The sequence below is a fragment of the Methylocella sp. genome, from assembly GCA_037200525.1.
Lineage (GTDB): Bacteria > Pseudomonadota > Alphaproteobacteria > Rhizobiales > Beijerinckiaceae > Methylocapsa.
Genome location: JBBCGG010000001.1, coordinates 4,903,391 through 4,925,163 on the forward strand (window position 1 = coordinate 4,903,391; position 21,773 = coordinate 4,925,163).

General features: G+C 60.1%; 19 protein-coding genes. 11 read left to right on the forward strand and 8 right to left on the reverse strand.

The window, feature by feature from the left end; all coding sequences use genetic code 11:
• Positions 1–287: 287 nt before the first annotated feature.
• Entirely contained in the window at positions 288–977 is a 690-nt protein-coding gene (locus WDN46_24270; GenBank protein ID MEJ0096407.1) for an alpha/beta hydrolase, read from the forward strand.
• Positions 978–985: 8 nt separating this feature from the next.
• Here WDN46_24270 and WDN46_24275 read toward each other — a convergent pair whose 3' ends face one another.
• Both WDN46_24275 and WDN46_24280 read right to left on the reverse strand, forming a co-directional pair.
• Complete coding sequence (locus WDN46_24275) at positions 986–1,555, reverse strand: carboxymuconolactone decarboxylase family protein (GenBank protein ID MEJ0096408.1); 570 nt, start codon at positions 1,553–1,555, stop codon at positions 986–988.
• 62 nt (positions 1,556–1,617) lie between these two features.
• Entirely contained in the window at positions 1,618–2,745 is a 1,128-nt protein-coding gene (locus WDN46_24280) for an anhydro-N-acetylmuramic acid kinase (GenBank protein ID MEJ0096409.1), read from the reverse strand.
• Positions 2,746–2,933: 188 nt separating this feature from the next.
• Here WDN46_24280 and WDN46_24285 point away from each other — a divergent pair, with 188 nt between their 5' ends.
• The 3 genes from WDN46_24285 (at position 2,934) to tyrS (ending at position 4,825) form a co-directional block, all read left to right on the forward strand.
• Positions 2,934–3,173, forward strand: a complete 240-nt coding sequence (locus WDN46_24285) for a ribbon-helix-helix protein, CopG family (GenBank protein ID MEJ0096410.1) — start codon at positions 2,934–2,936, stop codon at positions 3,171–3,173.
• On the forward strand, positions 3,170–3,457 hold the full coding sequence (locus WDN46_24290) for a type II toxin-antitoxin system RelE/ParE family toxin (GenBank protein ID MEJ0096411.1): 288 nt from the start codon (positions 3,170–3,172) through the stop codon (positions 3,455–3,457). Before WDN46_24285 ends, WDN46_24290 begins: the two co-directional genes overlap by 4 nt.
• A gap of 108 nt (positions 3,458–3,565) precedes the next feature.
• The gene (gene tyrS / locus WDN46_24295; GenBank protein ID MEJ0096412.1) at positions 3,566–4,825 is read left to right on the forward strand and encodes a tyrosine--tRNA ligase; all 1,260 of its coding nucleotides are present in this window, start codon (positions 3,566–3,568) and stop codon (positions 4,823–4,825) included.
• A 78-nt stretch (positions 4,826–4,903) separates the two neighbouring features.
• On the opposite strand, the gene WDN46_24300 is transcribed toward tyrS, so the two are convergent.
• Positions 4,904–8,491, reverse strand: a complete 3,588-nt coding sequence (locus tag WDN46_24300) for an AsmA-like C-terminal region-containing protein (GenBank protein MEJ0096413.1) — start codon at positions 8,489–8,491, stop codon at positions 4,904–4,906.
• A gap of 285 nt (positions 8,492–8,776) precedes the next feature.
• On the opposite strand from WDN46_24300, the gene WDN46_24305 reads away from it, so the two are divergent.
• Together WDN46_24305 and WDN46_24310 are read left to right on the forward strand one after the other, a co-directional pair.
• Positions 8,777–9,229: a peroxiredoxin gene (locus tag WDN46_24305; protein ID MEJ0096414.1), complete on the forward strand. Its 453-nt coding sequence runs from the start codon at positions 8,777–8,779 to the stop codon at positions 9,227–9,229.
• A gap of 123 nt (positions 9,230–9,352) precedes the next feature.
• On the forward strand, positions 9,353–9,631 hold the full coding sequence (locus WDN46_24310; protein MEJ0096415.1) for a hypothetical protein: 279 nt from the start codon (positions 9,353–9,355) through the stop codon (positions 9,629–9,631).
• A gap of 34 nt (positions 9,632–9,665) precedes the next feature.
• Here WDN46_24310 and WDN46_24315 read toward each other — a convergent pair whose 3' ends face one another.
• The 3 genes from WDN46_24315 to carA all read right to left on the reverse strand — a co-directional run bounded on the left by WDN46_24315 (position 9,666) and on the right by carA (position 12,770).
• Positions 9,666–10,250, reverse strand: coding sequence for a DUF1134 domain-containing protein (locus tag WDN46_24315; GenBank protein ID MEJ0096416.1), 585 nt, complete (start codon positions 10,248–10,250; stop codon positions 9,666–9,668).
• A 184-nt stretch (positions 10,251–10,434) separates the two neighbouring features.
• Positions 10,435–11,289 (reverse strand): 3'(2'),5'-bisphosphate nucleotidase CysQ, encoded by an 855-nt coding sequence (cysQ, locus tag WDN46_24320; GenBank protein MEJ0096417.1) that lies wholly within the window; start codon positions 11,287–11,289, stop codon positions 10,435–10,437.
• Positions 11,290–11,576: 287 nt separating this feature from the next.
• Entirely contained in the window at positions 11,577–12,770 is a 1,194-nt protein-coding gene (gene carA, locus WDN46_24325; GenBank protein ID MEJ0096418.1) for a glutamine-hydrolyzing carbamoyl-phosphate synthase small subunit, read from the reverse strand.
• Between the two features lie 142 nt (positions 12,771–12,912).
• Between carA and WDN46_24330 the strand changes: the two genes are divergently transcribed.
• Positions 12,913–13,368: a GatB/YqeY domain-containing protein gene (locus WDN46_24330; protein ID MEJ0096419.1), complete on the forward strand. Its 456-nt coding sequence runs from the start codon at positions 12,913–12,915 to the stop codon at positions 13,366–13,368.
• A 4-nt stretch (positions 13,369–13,372) separates the two neighbouring features.
• Here WDN46_24330 and panB read toward each other — a convergent pair whose 3' ends face one another.
• Positions 13,373–14,185 carry a 3-methyl-2-oxobutanoate hydroxymethyltransferase gene (panB, locus tag WDN46_24335; GenBank protein MEJ0096420.1) on the reverse strand — a complete coding sequence of 271 codons (813 nt, stop codon included), beginning with the start codon at positions 14,183–14,185 and terminating at the stop codon, positions 13,373–13,375.
• 258 nt (positions 14,186–14,443) lie between these two features.
• Here panB and dnaG point away from each other — a divergent pair, with 258 nt between their 5' ends.
• Together dnaG and rpoD are read left to right on the forward strand one after the other, a co-directional pair.
• Positions 14,444–16,378, forward strand: a complete 1,935-nt coding sequence (gene dnaG, locus WDN46_24340; GenBank protein ID MEJ0096421.1) for a DNA primase — start codon at positions 14,444–14,446, stop codon at positions 16,376–16,378.
• Between the two features lie 420 nt (positions 16,379–16,798).
• Positions 16,799–18,850 carry an RNA polymerase sigma factor RpoD gene (gene rpoD, locus WDN46_24345; GenBank protein ID MEJ0096422.1) on the forward strand — a complete coding sequence of 684 codons (2,052 nt, stop codon included), beginning with the start codon at positions 16,799–16,801 and terminating at the stop codon, positions 18,848–18,850.
• Between the two features lie 131 nt (positions 18,851–18,981).
• Here the strand turns inward: rpoD and WDN46_24350 are convergent, their stop codons facing one another.
• Positions 18,982–19,221 carry a hypothetical protein gene (locus tag WDN46_24350; GenBank protein ID MEJ0096423.1) on the reverse strand — a complete coding sequence of 80 codons (240 nt, stop codon included), beginning with the start codon at positions 19,219–19,221 and terminating at the stop codon, positions 18,982–18,984.
• 492 nt (positions 19,222–19,713) lie between these two features.
• Between WDN46_24350 and rpmH the strand changes: the two genes are divergently transcribed.
• Both rpmH and yidC read left to right on the forward strand, forming a co-directional pair.
• Positions 19,714–19,848, forward strand: a complete 135-nt coding sequence (rpmH, locus tag WDN46_24355; GenBank protein ID MEJ0096424.1) for a 50S ribosomal protein L34 — start codon at positions 19,714–19,716, stop codon at positions 19,846–19,848.
• A 78-nt stretch (positions 19,849–19,926) separates the two neighbouring features.
• Positions 19,927–21,735 (forward strand): membrane protein insertase YidC, encoded by a 1,809-nt coding sequence (gene yidC / locus WDN46_24360; protein ID MEJ0096425.1) that lies wholly within the window; start codon positions 19,927–19,929, stop codon positions 21,733–21,735.
• Positions 21,736–21,773: the final 38 nt, after the last annotated feature.

Consider the following 21,773-nt stretch of genomic DNA (forward strand, 5'->3'; position numbering starts at 1 on the left):
TACGTCGCTCCGATCGGACCATGGGGAGGTCTTCCTCCCTGATCTGATTGCGGCGAACCGGACCTCGATATTCGAAGGGGCTTAATCGCATTTAGTCGCCGCCCGCTTTGCAAGTCAAGCGCGCGGGTATTGCGGAATTGCCAGCAGTCATGGCGGATAATCGCCTAATCCTTCGCAGGCGTCGCCTGCTGCCGAGGGTGAGCGGTTAGGTTTCCAAACGGTCTCATGGATCAGTCTGCTGAACTCCGCCGCAGCGACTTTTTCGTAAATCTATTGATGGAGCAAAGATGCCCGAGGTTATGTTCAACGGTCCAGCTGGTCGCATCGAAGGCCGTTTTCACCCCTCGACCGCGCGTGGCGCGCCGATCGCGATTATTTTGCACCCGCACCCGCAATTCGGCGGAACGATGAATAATCAGATCGTCTACAATCTGTACTACACATTCGCCGAGCGCGGCTTTGCGGTATTGCGGTTCAACTTTCGCGGCGTGGGGCGCAGCCAGGGCGGCTTCGATCATGGCCAAGGCGAATTGTCCGATGCGGCCGCCGCGCTGGATTGGGCGCAGGCGATCAACCCGGAGGCGCGCGCCTGCTGGATCGCCGGCATTTCCTTTGGCGCCTGGATCGGCATGCAGCTGTTGATGCGCCGACCCGAGATCGAGGGCTTCATCTCGATCGCGCCGCCAGCCAACAGGTTCGATTTCTCATTCCTTGCCCCCTGCCCTTCCTCCGGCCTCTTCGTGCATGGCGACCAGGATCGCGTCGCGCCTTTGAAGGAGGTCACCGGCCTCATCGAGAAGCTGAAGACGCAGAAGGGCATTTTGATCGAGCACGCCGTGATACCCGGCGCCAATCATTTCTTCGAAAATCGCGTCGAGCCGCTGATTGAGGAAGTCGGGATTTATCTCGACCGCCGCCTCGGCAATCCGCCGCGCCTGCCAACGCCGACCCGCAGCGAGTCTGCGGAGCGGCGCTAGGGCAAAGCTTACTCGCTGCCCTCCGGGACCGGGACGTCGAACGTATTCAACGTCACCGATACCAGGCAATAGAGGCCGACGAGATAGGATAATTCGGCCGCCCCATGTTGGCCGAACTCCTTGACCGCGGCCTGATAGGTCAGCGCCGGCAAGACGCCGCCATTGACCAGCGCGCTGGCGACGTCATAGCCGATCGCCTCCTCGCGCGTCAGATCGACCGGACGCTGCCCGGCTACAATGGTGGCGAGCTTTTCATCCGAGAGTCCGCGTTGTTCGCCGACGAGGACGTGCGCGTAAAGCTCATAGGCCGAGTGGAAATGCGATCCCGTCACGAGGATCGCCACTTCGCGCACCGCCTTTGGCAGCGACGGTTTGGTGGCCAACGCCTTGACGAGATCCCAGCTCGCCTTGCCGAAGCCGGGCTCATGCAGCCAGGGGTTCCAGGGGCCGATCAGGGCGCCATCCTCGCGGATCGCGATGAAGCCCTTAAAACTCGTTTCTATGCCTGCGCGCATATCATCATAAAGAGCGCGCTGCTCAGCGGTGAGGTCGGCGGGAGGGATTATCGGAAGGCGCATGCGATTTCCTTCATCATACGAGCGGGAAATTTCTCCCGGTCTCATGATGCGCGCCGATCATATCAATTGAATGGCGATTGCCTCGAGCCTGGCCGCGCGATCACCCCGCCCGCCAGCGGCGCATCGACGCCGGTTGTCAGCGGAAAAGTGATAGGCATGTTCTTCAGCCGCCTGACCGCGAGATAGGCGAAAGCCTGAGCCTCCATGGCCTCGATCGACCAGCCGAAGGCATCGGCGGCGGCGACGCGGCAGGGCAGGCGGCCCGACAATTCGCGCATCAAAACGGGGTTATGCGCGCCGCCGCCGCAGATGATGGCGACAGTCGGCCGGCTTGGCATATGCGTCAGGGCGCTGGCGACGCCCGCCGCCGTGAAAGCCGCCAGCGTCGCGGCGGCGTCTTCGGTCGAAAGCTTGGCCACAGGATCAATCGAAAAATCGTTGCGATCGAGCGATTTTGGCGGCGGCAAAGCGAAGAAAGGATGCGACAGCAGCTCGCGCAGGGAGGCCTCGTCGACCTTGCCTTTCGCCGCCGCCGCGCCGTCGCGATCAATCGCGACGCCGGCGCGGGAGAGCATCAAATCGTCGATGAGCGCATTGCCGGGGCCAGCGTCGCAGGCGATAGGCGCTCGCCCCGGCGCGATGAAGCTCACATTGGCGACGCCGCCGATATTGATGACCGCGACAGGCTCCGTGAAGCCAGCCGCCGCGACGAGGGCGCCGTGATAGACCGGAACAAGAGGCGCGCCCTGCCCCCCCTGGAGAACGTCGGCGGCCCGCAGGTCATAAACCACCTCAAGATCAAGCTCTTCGGCCAACGCCGGGCCATCGCCGATCTGGACGGTCAGGCGTCGCTCCGGCCGATGCAGCACGGTCTGGCCATGAAAGCCGACGACATCGATGCTTTCGCGATTGACGCCGCGCATTTCCAGAAATTGCCGCACGGCGTCGAAGTGGCGTTTTGTGACCATGGCTTCGGCTTGCGCCAGAGCGCCCGGCCGCGCGCGGCGATCATCAAGAGGAATGGCGGCGGCGATCGCGGCGCGAAGCAAGATGCGATCCTCGTCCTGATAAGGGAAGAACCCGGCCCCGCGAAAGGAGATCGCGGCCTCTCCGTCAGTCTCAATCAAGGCGACGTCGACGCCATCCATCGAGGTGCCGCTCATCAGGCCGATTGCAGTGAAAGAGGTCATGGCGTCTTTCCCCGGTGTTTTTGCCGCGTTTCCTGACGAAGTCCCAACTCCCATCCTGAGTAGCAGGTAGAGTCCGCGTCTCAAAGGATGGGCCCACCCCCGACGCGTAAAATCCTTGCAGACATCAGGCCGGTTCATATAGAATACAGTTGAACCAAAAGCACCGTTACGACGTGAGCGCGCCTCCCATGCCGGCCCCTTTCACCGTACGCCTTGACGAGTCGATGCTGAACGCCCTCGATCAGCTCGCGGAGAAAACCGATCGTTCCCGCAACTGGCTCGTTACCCGCGCAATCGAGGATTTTGTTGCGCTCAACGCGTGGCAACTCGGAAAGATCGAAGCCGGGATCGCCGCTGCTGAACGGGCCGACTTCGCAAGCGATGAAGAGATTGCGCGCGTCAGGGAGAAATTCGCGCCAAAATCATGAGGGTGCGCTGGACGACGCCAGCGCTGCGCGATCTCGAAGCCATCGGCGAATATATCGAGCGTGATAATTCCGTCGCCGCTGCGCGGGTCATCGCGGCGATTTTCCGTCAAACCGATGATCTCGCAAAATTTCCGCATATGGGCCGCCCGGGCCGCATACCGGGCACACGCGAGCTCGTTGTGGTTGATGCGCCTTTCATTGCGCCCTATCGCGTGCGGGACGAGGAGGTCGAAATTCTGGCCGTTTTGCACGCCTCGCGGCGATGGCCGGAGGATTTCGGCTGAAAGCCGGACGTCAGCCGCGTCCCGCCAAATATTGCCATCGCCGCCGCTTGCCCCTAAACCTCGCCGTCGTCCGCGCGATTGCTGGACAGACGCGCCCCAGGATCAATCATGTCCGACGATTTCCGTCCTTCTTCCGAGTTTTTGTCCACGCTGATCGCGCGCGGCTATGTCCATCAATGCTCCGATCTCGCCGGGCTCGACGCCAAGGCCGCATCCGGCGAACTCATCGCCTATATCGGGTTCGACTGCACGGCGCCCTCGCTCCATATCGGCTCGCTGGTGCAGATCATGCTGCTGCGCTGGCTGCAAAAGACCGGCGGCAAGCCGATCGCGCTGATGGGCGGCGGCACGACGCGGGTTGGCGATCCCTCCGGCAAGGACGAAAGCCGCAAGGTGCTTTCGCTCGAGACGATCGAGGCCAATAAGGAGGGGATCAAGCGCGTCTTTTCCAAGTTCCTCGACTTCGGCGAGGGCGGCAAAGACGCGATCATGACCGATAACGCCGACTGGCTGACAAGCCTCAACTACATCGATTTTCTCCGCGAGGTCGGACGGCATTTTTCGGTCAATCGCATGCTGGCGATGGACTCCGTCAAAATGCGGCTCGAACGCGACCAGGAATTGTCTTTTCTCGAATTCAACTACATGTGCCTGCAGGCCTATGATTTCGTCGAACTCAACAAGCGCCATGGCTGCATTTTGCAGATGGGCGGCTCGGACCAGTGGGGCAACATCATCACCGGCATCGACCTTGGCCGCCGGATGGGCTCAGCTCAGCTTTACGCCCTAACCTCGCCGCTGCTGACGACGGCTTCGGGCGCCAAAATGGGCAAGACTGCGCAAGGCGCGGTCTGGCTCGACGAGAGCCTGTTGTCGACATTCGATTATTGGCAATATTGGCGCAACTGCGAGGATCGCGACGTCGGGCGTTTTCTGAAGCTCTTTACCGAATTGCCCCTCGACGAGATCGCCCGGCTCGAAGCGCTCGGCGGCGCTGAGATCAATGAGGCCAAGAAAGTGCTGGCGACGGAGGCCACCGCCATGGTGCATGGGCGCGAGGCGGCTCTCGCCGCCAGCGAGGCCGCGCGCCAGACGTTTGAGGAAGGCGCTTTGGCTGAAAGCCTCCCCTCGATCGACGTCCCGGCGGAGGAGATCGAGGCGGGCCTTGGCGTGCTGGCGGCCTTCGCCAAGGCGGGGCTCGTCGCCTCGACGGGCGAGGCGCGGCGGCAGATCAAGGGCGGCGGCCTCAAAGTGAACGATCAAACGGTGACGGATGAACGCGCCTTGATCGGCATGCCCGACGCAACCCAGGGCGTCATCAAGCTCTCGATCGGCCGCAAGCGCCATATTTTGCTGAAGCTGGTCTGAGCGCAACCTTTGGGGATCCGGCTCTAACTTCAACGCATGATCTCATCCGAAAAGTCTGCAACTTTTCGGGATCATGCTCTACTGAACGCCGGTCGCCGGCGGGAGGGCGCCGCCGACCCCGAAAATCTGGCGGAAAATTCCGGGCGCGATCACCGAAAGCGGATTGATGCTGAGGGTCGGCCCGCTGACCTTGCCGACGATCCGGTAATTGACGCCGATCAGACCCTCATTCGTTCCGCCGCCAAGAATGGCGCCGACGACCGGAATCTTTGAAAACAGATTATTCACGGCATAGGCCGGCACGAAAGTGCCTTTCATGTCGACGCCGTCATGAACGAAATCGAGCCAGCCCTCGACCGTCAATCCGATGGCGTCGCCATTCATCGTGCCTTCGCGCAAATCGAGCCGATTGCCGGAGCGCTCGAACCGCACCTGCAGTTTGTTGAAGGCCATGGCCCCGGCGTCGATTTGTTGCTTCCGCGTTCCGTCGGCGGATTGCGGCACGCCTTCCGCCACTAGCCGGCGCAGCGCGGGCTCATCGCGCAAGACAAATGAATCGATCACGAGAATGCCCGACAGCGTTGACGGCCCAAGCCGCAGGGTCGCCGTCAGACGGCCGCGCTCCATATGCCTGTAGAGGTCCGTGAACAGCAGAAGCGACCCGGCGTCCTCGCTGATGATCGAGAGCTGCGAGGCGTTCTGCGGCCCGGTCAGATTGCCGGATATCGTGTCGCGTCCAAATCGTCCGTCAAAAGAAAGCTGCTTGATCTGATCCCCGCGTTTCAGCAATCGCAGCTCGAGACCGGTCACCACCTGCTTATTATACCCGCTCAAAAGCCCGGTCTTGACGTCGAGGTCGATCTCCTTGATCGCTGAGTCGGGCGCAGCGGCGGAAGCCGGACCCGCAGCGGCGACGGGGACGCTGTCCGAGGATGACGAAATCAGCGTTTTCAAGAAGGGCCTCGCGTCGATGGTCGCGCCGCGAATGCTGATCTTGAGGCTATCGCCAGCTTTAACCGCATCCATTTTCATGTCGTCGCCGGGCGACAATTTCACTTGCGGAAATCTGGCGCTTTGCAGCGACGCATCGGGACCTAGTTCAATGACGCCGCGCGCCTGAATTGCGCCCGCGTCGAAAACGATCTGGTCGAGCAAAGTCGAGCCCTCGTTCATGACAAGAGAGAACTTCGCCTTTCCGGGATGACCAGCCGGTTTCGAGGCTCCAGGCCATTCGATGTCGGCGCGGGTGAGATCGAGTTCGACGTCGGCCTTGATCTTGTCTCCGGCCCCGAGCGGGGCGCTGACCACCGCGGCGATTGGGCCCGTGACGCCCGGCACGCCGCCAAGACCTTGTTTGGCGCGCGCCGCGTCATCCATGATCAGATGGATCGTCGCCGTAGCGGACTTGCCGGAGGGCTGCGCCATCTCGACTGTCGCAGGCGCGCCGAACATGCGTCCTTGCCCAGTCGCCTTGAGTCCCGTCGGATCGACGCTGAGAGTCAAGGTCGCCGCATCGAGCTTTTCTTTGCCGAGCAGATTTTCGGCGACGAAATTAGTCACCGTCGCATTGACCTTGAGAGTTGTATCCGCCGGACCCATCTTCGGGCCAAGGTTCAGATCGATTTCGACCCGGCCGTCGACTTGCCCTCGCAGGGTCGATCGATCGAGGGGCAGATTCGCGTAGGGTTTCAATGCGTCGCGGTCCAACAAATCATCGACCGCCTCGACGCTGCCTGAAACCCTGGCCGCGATCACGGCTGGCGTTGGTTTTGTCTCCGCGTCTGCGATGTGAAAGGTTCCGCCTTCGGCAACCGTGAGCTTGTGGCCGGTTCCGTCGTCTACCACGCCAATGCTTGTCGTCGTAAAGGTCGAGGTCCGTCCCGTTATATGTCCAACGCCATCGACGCCGCGCAGCAGCGGCACGCCGTCCAGAAACTCGACGCTTGCATTCGCGACAGTGAAATCAAGCGTGAGGCTCTCGTCGGGTGGCGCATGTTCCGCACGCATGGCGGCGAGATCGGCGGCGTTGAAATCGACCTGCAATGTCCCCTTCTGGATGCTTCCGCCCTTGGCGTGATCGAGCAGATAGCTCCGGACCGGCGCGACGATGAAAGACGGCCACAACCGCGTGACGACGGAAACCGGCGTCGGATCGATCGAAGCGCCAAACCTTAACCGCGGCCCATTGGTCCAATCGACTTCTCCGGCCATGGCGAAGCCCGCCTTCGGGCCTCCCAACAAAAGCCGATCGACGAGAAATCTCTTGTCATTCAGAAAAAGCCGACCGGTCAGCCCGAGGTAGTCGACGGTGACGGTTTCCTGCCCGGGGCGCTCTGGAGCGGCGATTACCGGCCCGGCGTTCGCTATGTCGAACAACCATGGATCGCCTTCCCGTTCCGGCAGCGCCACGGAGCCGGAAATCGCCCCATGAGTCTGGCCTGACGCAAGCCTCACAGGATCAATCATGATGCGCCGCGTGGCGCCGTCCCAATGCAGGCCGCCGTGGATGGAATCGACCAACATCGGCTCGTCGTTCGGATCATCGAAACGCAAAAAACCCGCGCCGAAATCAAATGCGGCGACCGCTTCCGAGAGCGCGCCATCGGCTTTCAAGCCAACGCTGAACTTGGCTGACAGCGGCATGTCGAAATCAGCGCCGATCGTGCGCGCGCCAGTCGCCAGCAGGATTTCCTCGATCGACACATTGTCCAGCGACAGCGTGAGCCGTCGGTCAGCGTCCGGCTTGCCGCTGGCGAGGCCATTCGCCGCCCAGCGTCCGTTCGGTCCATCGACGGACAAATAGAAATTTGTCGAGCCCGAGTTTTTGTTGAAGCTGAGATCGACGCCGTTGAACGTCATTTTCTGATTCGCGGTTCGGTCGTCGATGACGAGCCGCCCTTTCGAGATGCCGACGCGATCGATAGCGGCGATCGGGCTGTCCGGATTGGTCAGCGTATCCGCCAAGAGCCGGATTACCGACGCCATTTGCCTTACGATCAGAGTTCGCGGCGGCCTCAGCCGCGGCGTTGCAGAGGACGCGTCCGGTGATGCCTCAATTTGTGGCGAGCTGACTTCAGCCGCTGGAGCGCCTTCCCTCACAAGAGATTCGGCGAGCGGCGGCGTGAGGGTGACCGTTTCATCCGAATTCGGCGCAATGGGCTGGGCGATCGAGCCATCGGGCAATAGAGTCAGATCGACTTCGACGTCGAAGACTTCGAGACGCTTCGGCGTCACGCGTCCGACGATCAAGGAGAAAAGGTCGACTGAAACTTCGGCGCGAGGGGCGGTCAGGATGGTTCGCCCTGCCCCGTCCTTGAGCGACAGACCATCAATGCTCAAAGTCGGGGAGAAGCCGCGTTTGACCATCGCCGTCTGCCCAAGGCTGAAATCATAGCCGCGGCCAAACCGTTGATCGAGGGCGCTGGCGATGCGAGGCCCAAGCCCCTCGATCGCCATCGGCCCTTGGGCGAGACGAACGACGAGAACCCCGCCGCCGATCACCGCCAGCAAGATCAAGCTGAGAAAAACATAACAGGTAGACCAAGCGAATTTGGCGAGTCGGCGCGGTCTTTTGAGTCCAATCAGAACCATGCCATCCGGCATTTTCTTGGTGAAGGCCTGCGTTGTGCCCGGGCAGCCAGGCGATTCCTCAAGATGCTTGACCAACCGCTCGCGGCCTTTCCATAGCAAGCTAAAGCTGGAAACTCTAATCCTACGCGAATATACCCGCTTTGTCGAAAAGCTGCTTCGTCGAAAGGCTGGCGTCGGGAATAATGGCATTGCCAGCCCGCAGGATCATCCAGCAGAATTTCGCAAGGTCCGGCTCCAAACGATGGAGCCTTTTCAATGCGACGAAAGGAAGGCGACATGAGCGACGAGAAGGGTTTGGGCAATAACAAGGATTTGAGCAAAGACTTGAACAGGGGCTTGGCCTCGAGCGCAAAACTGCGCATGGGCGACAAGGCCCCCGACTTCGCCCTGCCTGGCGATTCCGGCTCCGCGATTTCCCTCAAAACCTTCGCCGGCCGCAAACTCGTTCTCTACTTCTACCCTAAGGACGACACCAGCGGCTGCACCAAGGAAGCCATCGATTTCAATGGCCTTAGAAGCGAATTTGAAAAGGCTGGCGCGGCCATCCTCGGCGCCTCGCCTGATTCGGCGGCAAGCCATGCAAAGTTCAAAGCCAAGCATGACCTTGAACTGGCGCTAGCCTCCGACGAGTCGAAAGCCATGCTTCAGGCCTATGGCGTATGGGTCGAGAAGAGCATGTATGGACGCAAATATATGGGCGTCGAGCGCACGACGTTCCTGATCGGCTCCGATGGCAAAATCGCACAAATCTGGAACAAAGTGAAAGTGCCGGGCCACGCCGAAGCCGTGCTCGCCGCCGTCAAAGCGCTGTGAGGCTCGTCCAGACCTGATGTTACTCGCGCAAAATGACAGATTTTAATTGATCGCAACCAATACGCGTATATGATCTGGAAGGAGCAAATCTGGCGGACAAGCCCGCGACGGGAGCAACCGGCGATGCAAAAGACGGAACTGAAACAGCGCGACGACGCCGTGCCCGGCGCAGCCTCGAGCGCCGAAGGCGAGGCTAACGCCACCCCGACAGCCGCCTATATCGCGCAAATGGCCAATGAGTTGGCGCGGCTAGCGCGTTTCACGCGGCTTGATCTGTTGACCCATCTGCTCGATATGGCGCGGCTCGAAGCGGAGATCTGCGTCGAATCAGCGTCGGAATGCGCAAGCCTCGCTGACGCTGCAATGCGCGCGCATCGGGATCGCGGGAGCGCGGCGTCCTGAAGCCGCCGCAGAGACGAGCAGGCTCCAAAGGAGCTCAGAACGGATTCCAGGTCGATGACGGCGTAAATTTCAAATAGCTGACATTGAACCCGAGGCGCGCCCCAATTCCAGAGCGGATAGGAACCACGTAAACCTGATCATTGACCAACGCCGTCATGCCAAAGCCGCCGACGAGATAGGCCGAGCCATCCACACCCCCGTAACGGCGGAAGATCGCCTCCGTCGCGGGTAGATTATAAACCAGCATCATCGTGCGGTCGCCGTCGGCTCCGGCATCGAAACCGAGCGATGGACCTTGCCAGAACACCCGCAGATCGCCCGCATTGCGAGTATGCATGACGCCCTCGCCGTAGCGCAGGCCGCCGATAAACGCGCCGCCGGCTTCCTGGCCGAGGATATAGCCATTGGGCTTGCCCCAGCGTTTCGTCGCCGATTCGACCACCTCGGCGAGACCGCGCGAGATCGAGCCAAAGAAACGATGGCCATTGGCGACAATCTCGCCGGAACCATATTCGGCGGGTCGTTCCGCCTCTGGGCTCGCCTGCGCTGATTTCAGACCCAAACTGGAGATGCCGGCCAAAGCCGCCAATTGCAGCGTCAACTCTCTTCGCGATTGCATCGTTTATTCTCCGCGAACCACCCCTTGCGCGCTAGGATTACGCGTTAGCGACCAGCTTTGAAGCAATAGCCTTAATGAACGGTTGATGCGCCACCAAAAGGCCTGCGCAATCGCCGTTCTGTCGCCTAGCGAGGCTACGCCCGAGCTTGCGTCAATGCGGCCGACGGCCTGTATGCGCCGGATGCTAGGGGAGGATCGCCTTGCGATCGCCCCAAGCGACGAAAGGCCCATTTTTGAACTGTAAGCCAGCTTTGCCATATTGCAGCGGATGACTCTCGCCGTCGAGCACGATGCCGCCGGCGGCGCGCAAAACTGCATCGCCCGCGGCGGTATCCCATTCCATCGTCTGACCGAAGCGCGGATAGACATCGGCGTCGCCTTCGGCCACGGCGCAGAATTTCAACGACGATCCCGCAGAGCGGCGCTCCTTGATCGGAAGCTGCGCCAGAAAGGCTTCCGTCTCCGCATCGGAGTGGGATCGGCTCGCCAAGGCAGTCAGGCCTTGGGGCGGCGCCGCTCGCACATGGATCGTCCGGCGTTGCTCGCGAGGAGGTAGAGGCGCGCCGGGCGCGACAGTGCAGGAAGTTGCTTTCGCGCCGCCGATCCAAAGCTGTCCGAGCGCTGGCGCATATACGACGCCAACCTGCGGCGCCCCATCGACAATCAGTCCGATATTGATCGTAAACTCGCCGTTATGGCTCAGAAATTCGCGGGTGCCGTCAACCGGATCAACCAGGATGAAGGTCGACCCCGCCACGGTTTTCTTGCCATGCGCCGACGCCTCCTCGGCTAGCACCGGAAAATCGGGGAGCCGCGACGCCAGCCGTTCGAGGATAATGGCTTCAGCGTATTCGTCTGCGTCGCAAACCGGGCTCTTATCAGCCTTGCGCCTGGCGTTACAGTCGGAGGCGTAAACGGCCATCACGGCGACAGCCGCCTCCAGCGCGATCTCGGCGAAAATCTCGGCGATCGCGTCGCGATCAAACGACCTGCCGCCATTCAGCGGGCTGCAGTTCGATGGATTGATTTCGAAAGACATGAATATCCGTCGGTTCGGCGCGCAAATCTCTTACAAAAGGCAATGAGATGAACAATCAACAATCTCAAATGAAACGCGCAAATCACTAACACTCAGTAACGTAGGGTCAATTGAGCTCGGTAGAAAGGTGTTTTCGGTTTTTTTTCAGTTTGCCCCCACGATCATGGTAAAACAATCGTGAATTGACGCAAACGAGAGGACCGAGGCGATGACGCCGCGCCCGCCCTCTGGACGGCGCAGTCGCCACGGCTAAAGGCCGAGATAAATCGCTCAAGCTTCCGATTTAGCTAGGCGTGGGCCTTTTCCATGATCGCGACGAAGCGGCGAAATAGATAATGACTGTCGCGCGGGCCCGGCGAGGCCTCGGGGTGATGCTGCACGGAAAATGCCGGACGATCGGTCAGCTCAAGGCCGCAATTCGAGCCATCGAACAAAGAGCGATGCGTTTCCCGCGCATTGGCCGGCAGGCTCGCCGCATCGACGGCAAAGCCATGGTTCATTGAGACAATCTCTACCTTGCCGGTGGTGAAGTCCTGCACCGGATGATTGGCGCCATGATGGCCCTGGTGCATTTTCAATGTCGCGCCGCCGAGCGCCAAAGCCATCATTTGATGGCCAAGACAGATGCCGAAGGTGGGTATTCGGCTATCAAGCAATGTCTTGATCACCGGAACCGCATATTTTCCGGTCTCCGCCGGATCGCCTGGACCGTTCGACAGAAACACGCCATCCGGCTTCATAGCGAGAATCTCCTCGGCGGAGATCGTCGCCGGCACAACGGTGACGCTGCAGCCGACCTCGGTCAAAAGGCGCAAGATATTGCGTTTGATGCCATAATCGACCGCGACGACCTTGAATTTCCCCTCGCCATAGGTGCGGTAGCCCTCTTCATACGACCACGCCGCCTGCGTCCAGTTATAACGTTGCGTCGATGCGACGCTTGGCACAAGGTCCATGCCTTCGAGGCCCGGCCATTCAGCCGCCATTGCGCGCAAGGCCTCAACGTCAAAAACGCCATCGGGAGAATGCGCGATTACGGCGTTTGGCATTCCCTCTTCGCGGATGAGGGTTGTGAGGGCGCGCGTATCGAGGCCGCAAAGGCCGATGATCCCACGGCTTTTCAGCCACCCGTCGAGATGGCGGGTCGCGCGGTAGTTGGACGGGCCGGTGATTGGGGCGTGCATGATGACGCCGCGAACCCCGGCGGTGGCGGCGAGATTGCTTGTCTCTATATCGTCGTCATTGGCACCGACATTGCCGATGTGAGGAAAAGTGAAAGTGACGATCTGCCCGGCATAAGACGGATCAGTGAGGATTTCCTGATAGCCGGTTATCGCCGTATTGAAGCAGATCTCGCCGACAGCCTCGCCGACCGCGCCAAGTCCTGTCCCTTCCAGAACGAGGCCATTGGCGAGGACAACAAGCGCCGTTGCGCGCGGCTCCCGCCAAAAACCCGGCGCTTTTCCTTGATCCTGCGTCATGCTCGCTCTAATCCATGCGTTCGCCGACCCTGCGCCGATTGGCGCAGCCGGCCTAATCGCCTAAACCATTTGGGATTTCAGCGCGCGGAAAGCTAGATGCCTTGCCCGCTGGCGTCAATTCTCGTGAAAGCCAGGAGACTTTATGCGCGAACAATTCACGAGTCAGCTCAAGATCGCAATGAAGGCCGGCGACAAGCGCCGAGTCGATACCATCCGAATGATTGCCGCCGCCTTGAAAGACAAGGATATCGAGGCGCGAGGCCAGGGAAAGACTGTCTCGGACGAAGAGATTCTTTCGCTGTTGCAAAAAATGGTGAAGAGCCGCCAGGAGTCTTTTGAGATTTACGAAAAGGCCGGGCGGCAGGACCTTGCGACGCAAGAAAGCGAGGAGATCGTCATCATCCAGGACTTTTTGCCGCAACAGATCGGCGAGTCCGAAGTGGAGGCTGCGATCGTCGCGGCCATTGCCGAGACCGGCGCCGCCTCGATCAAGGATATGGGGAAAGTCGTCGCTGCGCTCAAAGCAAAATATGCCGGCCGCATGGATTTCGCCAAGGCGAGCGCTGTTGTGAAGGGAAAGCTCGGCGCTCAAAACTGAGCGATCAAGCCTTTTCGCCTAAAAACAGCTCGAGTTCGTCGTTCGCCATGTGCACGAGATTTTCTTCGCGCGGAAAATCCGCGCTGTGGACGTCGCCGACATAAGCTCGAGCTGTTTCCGCCATCAGCTGGCCCACGTCCTGATAACGCCGGTTATGGCGAAAATTCTTTGAGCCAAATCCGAGCACATCGGTGATGACCAGCACTTGACCATCGGTCCTGCGGCCAGCTCCAATGCCTATCGTCGGGGCGCTGACCCTTCGCGTCACTTCGGCGGCGACCTCCTCCGGAATCATCTCGAGCACGAGCATCGCCATTCCAGCCCGATCCAGCATGATCGCATCGCCCAAAAGCTTGGCGGCGTCTTGCGCCGAGCGACCTTTGACGCGCTTCTCAATATGATTTTGCGGCTCCAGTCCGAGATGGCAACAGACCTCGAAGGAGGCTGCGACTAGAGCCTTAAGGATATCAAGGCGCGGCCCCTCGAACTTCACGATATCGGCCCCGGCGCCGACAAGCTCTCGCGCGGTCGCCACGGCCTGATTCGGTTCATCGTAGGTTCCAAAGGGCAGATCGCCGATGATCACGACCTGCGGCGCTCCCCGACGCACGGCGCCGATATGATGGCGCATGTCAGCCAAAGTGACCTCGCGCTCGCTCGCATAGCCGAGCATGTTCACGCCGACGCTGTCGCCGACGAGGATTATATCGACGTTGGCTTCCGCCTCCGCTTTGGCTGTCGGCGAATCATAGGCGGTTAAGACCGCGATCGGTCGGCCTTGCCGCTTCATTCCAAGAAAACGGTCGGTTTTGCTCATCTCGTCTGACTTTCCGCGATCCCTCGATCAGGCTCTTGCAAGAAAAAAGGCCGATTCGACACCGCCGATATATAGGCGCGGGGCGCGCGCTTTTGCCCACACATAAGTTACGGCCGGAAATAATGTTGGTTATTGAGGCAGGCAGCGGCCGAGCTGCAGCCGATGGGCGAGCCCAGCCGCCGCTATCTCCGCCCTGTGTACGGCTGGGGACAATGCGATATAAGTTTACCCTCGATGGTAAATCCGCGACAACGAATCATGCGCTTTCCGCCATCCTTTCTCGACGACATCAAAGCCAAGCTGCCCGTTTCCGATGTGGTGCGGCGGCGCGTCAAATTGATGCGCTCCGGCCGCGAATGGAAGGGGCTTTCGCCGTTCAACGCAGAAAAAACCCCTTCCTTCTTCGTCAACGACCAGAAAATGGCTTGGTTCGACCTTTCGGCCGGCAAAAATGGCAACATTTTCGATTTCGTGATGGAAACCGAGGGCCTCTCTTTTCCTGAAGCGGTTCAGCGGCTGGCGATCGACGCGGGGCTCCCGTTGCCGCAAAGCTCGCCCGAGGCGGAAGCGCAAGAGAAAAGGCGCGCCAGCCTGCATGAGGTTCTGGAAATGGCGGCGTCCTATTTCTCGGCGACGCTCAATGGTCCATCCGGGGCCAAGGCGCGCGCCTATCTTTCCGAACGCGGTCTTGACCGAAACATGCAAAGCCAGTTTCGGCTGGGTCTTGCTCTCCCCGAGAAATATGCGCTGCGCGATCATCTAGCCGGCAAGGGCGTCTCCAAGGAGGCGATGATCGAGACCGGGCTCTTGATCCATGGCGAGGATATTCCTGTCCCTTATGACCGGTTTCGCGACCGAATCATGTTTCCGATTTGCGACCGCTCGGGGCGCACAATCGCCTTTGGCGGCCGGGCGCTCGCCAAGGACGTCGCCGCAAAATATCTGAACTCGCCGGAAACACCGCTGTTTCACAAAGGCGGCGTTCTCTACAACCACCACGCCGCACGCAAGGCCGCCCATGAAACCGGCCGCGTCATCGTCGTGGAGGGCTATGTCGACGCAATCGCCATGGCGTCGGCGGGTTTCGGCGAGACCGTGGCGACGCTTGGCACCGCTCTGACGCCGGATCACGCCGAGCTTTTGTGGAAAATGGCCGAGGAGCCGATGCTTTGTTTCGATGGCGACAAGGCCGGGCGCAAGGCGGCCTATCGCGCGATCGACATGGCTTTGCCTCTGATCGGTCCCGGCCGTTCCCTCCGATTCGCGCTGCTGCCCGAAGGCCAGGACCCAGACGATCTCGTCCGATCTGCCGGACCCGGCGCGATGTCTGATGTTTTGTCGCACGCGCTGCCGCTCGCCGATCTCATCTGGCTTCGCGAAACCGAGGCTGCGGATTTTGCGACGCCGGAACGCCGCGCCGGCCTCGAGCGGCGGCTGGCGGAAATCGCCCGCGAGATCAAAGACGAGACGCTGCGTCGCTATTATCAGGCCGACTTCAAGGCGCGTCTGTTCAAACTCTTCGACAGCCGCAGCGAGCGAGCGCAGCCTTGGCGCGACAAGCGCAACGCTCAAGGCGGCTTTGGATCGGGGCGCCGCAATGAGCGCGGGCCGGCGCGCGACGACGCCAAGCGAACGCCGCCGATCGTCAGCTCGAGCCTGTCGAAGTCTCCGCTATTCCGCCAGGATAAATCCAGCCTTCCGCCGCGCGAGGCGTTGATTCTCCTGCTTCTGCTCAATCATCCGGGGCTGCTCGAGCATCATGCCGAAGCGATCGCCGAAATGGAGTTTTCGAACCGGGAGGCAGGCGCCTTGCGCGACGGCTTGCTTGATCGCGTCGGCGCTGGGCGGCTCGACGGCGAAGGCCTCCGCACCGCCGCCGAGGTCGCCGGCTTTGCCGCGATTTTGGAAAAGCTTGACGGTTTGGCCGCACATTCGTCGCATTGGTATATGAAAATTGGGGCAGCCGAGGCTGATGCTGAAGAGGTGCTAAGACAGGCCCTGACCTTGCATCATCGCGCGAGGGCGCTACATAGGGAGCTGCACTTGGCTGAGGTGGCTTTGGGTATCGAGTCGAGTGAGGCGAATCTCGGACGGCTGAAGGATATTCAAGATCAATTGCTGGCGCTGGGGGGGACAGAGGCCGCCGTTGATGGTTTCGGCGCATCGTCGGGACGTTCTGGTGGGACCTTGTGAGCGGGCAGGTCTTTTGACTCTTGCGAATTTTGTCCTGTAAAGAGCGTCCAGAGCTAGCCGCTTTCGCGCGGCGGGGTGAGATTGAGCGTCGCCGCAACATGCGAGAAGTGGAATTTCCGCTTTAAATACGCGCGTTGTGTCTTGACGATTTTCGTATCTTTACGATTTGGTTGGGTCTTCGCGATCTTTTAAGTCTCTTCACTGTCTATCGCGAACCGGGGCTCCCCTGGATCAAGCGCGAGCGGCGCGGCCCCGGCGGGCAATGCAATATTGGGTATGGCTTGGCAGAAATCTATTTGAATTTGTGTTTAGCGCGGCCATCCAAGGGCCGATATAAGCTTGCGCTCGAGCCCTTGATGTTTCGAGACTTGCTGAATTGACCGTAAGCCGGTTGAATTTTCCTCACGTGCGGAGGCCTTGATGGCGAAAAAGGACAACGAGAAGACCGAAGTGGAAGGTGGCGCGGTCGAGACCGCAGACAGCCCTCTGCTCGATCTATCCGACGCCGCCGTCAAGCGGATGATCAAGCTCGCCAAAAAGCGGGGCTTTGTCACTTACGCTGAATTGAACGCCGTGCTCCCCTCCGAGGAGGTCAATTCCGAGCAGATCGAAGACATTTTGGCCATGATGAACGAAATGGGCATCAATGTCGTCGAGACCGAGGAGCAGGACGAAGCCGAGGCCGAGGAGACCGCCGAGGAGGAAGAGGCCGAGGGCGGAGACCTCGTCGAGGTCGCGCAGCCCAAGGCCGTCGCCATCCGTTCGTCGGAGCCGGCTGACCGCACCGACGATCCGGTGCGGATGTATTTGCGTGAAATGGGCTCCGTCGAGCTTTTGTCCCGCGAAGGCGAAATCGCCATCGCAAAGCGGATCGAAGCTGGCCGCGAGGCGATGATCGCCGGACTTTGCGAAAGCCCGCTGACCTTTCAGGCGATCATCATTTGGCGCGACGAGCTGAATGAAAGCAAGGTGTTGCTCCGCGACATCATCGATCTTGAAGCGACCTATGCCGGCCCCGACGGAAGAAACACCCCGCGAATCGATATGACGGCTCCCGGCGCCGCCGAGGCGCTCGCCGCGCAACAGGCAGCTCCGGCGACGGCCCCGCTCAATCCGCCGGCGCGCCTGCGCCCCGCGGGCGATGACGGCTTGGACGCGGCGATACCTGAAGACGTCTTTGATGAAGAAGACGACATGGAGAATTCCGTCTCGCTTTCTGCGATGGAGGCGGAGCTCAAGCCCAAGGTTCTCGACACCTTCGATCGGGTCGCCGACGCTTATAAAAAGCTGCGCCGCCTGCAGGACCAGAATGTCGAGAACAAGCTGAAGAACGAAACGCTGACCCCTTCTCAGGAGCGCAAATATAAGACGCTCAAGAAGGAAATTGTCACGGACGTCAAATCGCTGTCGCTCAATCCGAACCGCGTCGAAGCGCTGGTCGAGCAGCTCTACGACATCAATAAGCGTCTGATCGGCCTGGAGACGAAGTTGTTGCGTCTCGCCGAGGGCTATGGCGTCAGCCGCGAGGATTTCCTCAAGAATTACCAAAATTCCGAGCTCGACCCAAAATGGCTGCTGCGCGTCTCAAAACTCGGGGGCCGCGGCTGGAAGGATTTCGTCGCGAGCGCGAAAGACGCGATCAAGGATCTTCTGAACGAGATTCATGGTCTCGCCACCGAGACGGGTCTTGAGATCCAGGAATTCCGCAAAATCGTCCATATGGTGCAAAAAGGCGAACGCGAAGCGCGTCAGGCTAAGAAGGAAATGGTCGAGGCCAACCTTCGCCTAGTGATTTCGATTGCCAAGAAATACACCAATCGCGGTCTGCAATTCCTCGATTTAATTCAAGAAGGCAATATAGGCTTGATGAAAGCCGTCGATAAATTCGAATATCGGCGCGGCTATAAATTCTCGACCTATGCGACTTGGTGGATTCGCCAAGCGATCACCCGCTCTATTGCCGACCAGGCGCGGACGATCCGAATTCCGGTGCATATGATCGAGACGATCAATAAAATTGTGCGGACTTCGCGCCAGATGCTGCATGAGATTGGTCGCGAACCGACCCCTGAAGAACTCGCCGAAAAGCTCGCCATGCCGCTCGAAAAGGTGCGCAAGGTGCTCAAGATCGCCAAAGAGCCGATCTCGCTCGAAACTCCTATTGGCGATGAGGAAGATTCCCACCTCGGCGATTTCATCGAGGACAAAAACGCAATACTGCCGATTGATGCGGCGATTCAATCCAATCTGCGCGAGACGACGACGCGCGTTCTGGCCTCATTGACGCCCCGTGAGGAGCGCGTGTTGCGCATGCGTTTCGGAATCGGCATGAACACCGACCATACGCTGGAGGAGGTCGGCCAGCAGTTCTCAGTGACGCGCGAACGCATTCGTCAAATTGAAGCGAAGGCTTTGCGGAAGCTGAAGCATCCCTCCCGCTCCCGCAAGCTGCGTAGTTTCCTGGATAATTAAGGCCGCATCGTTTTTTTGCAGCCTTGCGCCTGGACCCCGGGGGTTAAGAACAGAGGCCATAATCGCTGTAGCTTGCCGCGATCATGGCCTTTTTCTATTGTCCGCCGTTGAGGCCGATGAAGCCTTGATTACTACTCAACTTTAAACAGCTGCTGGTGCAAAGCGTCCGGTATGGATTCCTCGGGAATGGCGATCATCGTGTGGCCGTTCATCTTGACGACATAAACGGTGCCCGACTTGCCGCCCTCCATCGTCACCTCCTGGGACTTCACCATTTCCACCTTGATCATCTTGCCATGTTTCGCTTCGGCGGAAGCGGCAAAGAGAATAGCGGTGATCGCCAAAGCGGCCGTAATTAAACGCTTATACATGAAATCCTCCTTAGACTTGAGGTTATTCTAAAATATCCGCCCCCATGTCACACGGATGCTTGGCGAGCATCCTGAAAGCATGGCGTTCGGCAATCAAGACTTCCGCGCAAGCAGAGCATGGAACCGCTTGCGGCGCTTATCGTGGGACTGCTGGCCCTTTAGGCGGTCATCGACGAAGCGGCTCCAAACGCGCCCATTGACGCCGATTCATCAAATTCCCCGACACAGTACATGATCTGTACCATTTCCACTGCATTTTGCCAGATGGTCCGGGCGAAGATCACGCTTTATGATTGCCGCCGCGGCAGCGGAAATTGACTTCGTCCATCCCTTGCGCCTATATGGCGCGCGATTTTCCGGTTTGAGCGCTGCGCATTGTCAGCGCGTTCGAAGGCGGCCAGTCTTATTTCACGGAACTAGCGCTCGCCAGCGCGACCTCAAGGGTTCGCGGCGACCTTGTTTCGTCTGTCTGTTAGAATTTGGAGCGTTAAAGTGAAGCGGACCTACCAACCTTCCAAGCTTGTGCGCAAGCGTCGGCATGGCTTTCGCGCGCGGATGGCGACGGTTGGCGGACGCCGGGTCCTCGCGGCGCGGCGCGCCCGCGGCCGCAAAAGGCTCTCAGCCTGATCTTCCAGCTCCAGACTGGCTGCAGCTGCCGCTGTGCGATTCGGCGCGGGACGACGACGGATTTAAGGCGCGCGGCGGATGAATAGCGACACGAAGAATCTTTATCTGGCGATTGGGCTGTCTTGCCTTGTGATCGTTGGCTGGAGTTATTTTTTCGCGCCGAAGCCGGGAGACCGGCAGTTGGCGCAGACGCAAGGCCTGCAGCAGGCGGCGCAAGCGCCGAATGCGCCTTCGGCCGCTCCCGGCGCGCAAAGCCTCGCCGCCCCCGGCGAACTCGCCGTTGCGCCCAAAACCCGCGCTGAGGCCCTGGCCGCAAGCCCGCGCATCAAACTCGACACCCCGGCGCTGTTCGGCTCGATCGCCCTGAAAGGGGCGCGCCTCGACGACGTTTCGCTCAAAGCCTATCGCGAGACCGTCGACCCCAACAGCCCGAACATCGTGCTGCTGTCGCCGGCCGGCGCCCCCGACGCCTATTACGCCGAGGCCGGATTCCTCGCCCCCGCCGGCGAAAGCCTCGTCCTGCCCCGCCCCGATACGCTCTGGCGCGCCGATCGCGAGACCTTGACGCCGCAGACCCCGGTGACGCTCAGCTTCGACAATGGCCAGGGCCTCGTCTTCCACCGCCAGATCGCGGTCGACGACCGCTATATGTTCACCATCAAGGACAGCGTCGAGAACGCCTCGGACAGACCGGTGGCGCTGGCGCCCTATGCGCTGACGGCGCGCCACGGCCTGCCGCCGACGGTGAATTATGCGGTTCTGCACGAAGGCTTCGTCGGCGTCATCGGCGATGGCGGCGTGCAGGAAATCAAATATGACAAGATCGAGAAAGAAGAGCGCGCCACCAAAACCTTCAAGGGAACCGGCGGCTGGCTCGGCTTTACCGACAAATATTGGGCGACCACGGTCATCCCGGACCAGAGCGCGCCGATTGAGGCGAGCTTTTCGGCGGCCGCCGCGCCGCAGGGGGCCGCGCGCATCTATCGCGCCGATTTCGTCGGCGCGGCGCAGACGATCGCCCCCGGGGCCTTGCTCGAGACGACGAGCCGGGTGTTCGCCGGGGCCAAGGAAACCGGGACGCTCGACAAATATCAGGCCGATCTCGGCATCGAGAAATTCGATCTGCTGATCGATTGGGGCTGGTTCTACTTCATCACCAAGCCGATGTTCCAGCTGCTGCATTTTCTCTATACGCTCACCGGCAATTTTGGCGTCGCCATCCTGATCATCACGGTGATCGTCAAGGGGGTGTTCTTCCCGCTCGCCAATAAGAGCTACATGTCGATGGCGAAGATGAAGGGGGTCGCGCCGCAGATCGCCGCGCTGCGGGAGAAATATCCCGACGACAAGATGAAGCAGCAGCAAGAGACGATGGCGCTGTATAAGCGCGAGAAGATCAATCCGGTCTCGGGCTGTCTGCCGATGCTGATCCAGATCCCGGTGTTTTTCGCGCTGTATAAAGTGCTGTTTGTGACGATCGAGATGCGGCATGCGCCATTTTTCGGCTGGATCAAGGATCTGTCCGCCCCCGATCCGACCAATGTGTTCACTTTATTCGGGCTTTTGCCTTATGACCCGACGCAGCTTCCGCTGATCGGCCATTTTTTGGCGCTCGGCATCTGGCCGCTGATCATGGGCGTCTCGATGTTCGTGCAGATGAAGGCCAATCCCGAGCCGGCCGACCCGATGCAAAAGCAGATCTTCACCTGGATGCCGGTGATCTTCACCTTTACGCTCGGAAGCTTCCCCGCCGGCCTCGTCATCTACTGGACCTGGAACAATACGCTCTCGATCATCCAGCAAACCCTGATCATGAAAAGAGCCGGCGTCAAAATCGAACTCTTCGACAATCTCGCCGGAATGTTCAGAAAAAAGGCCACTAGCTGATGCGGCCCCCCGAAAAGCTGCGGACTTTTCGGGCAAAT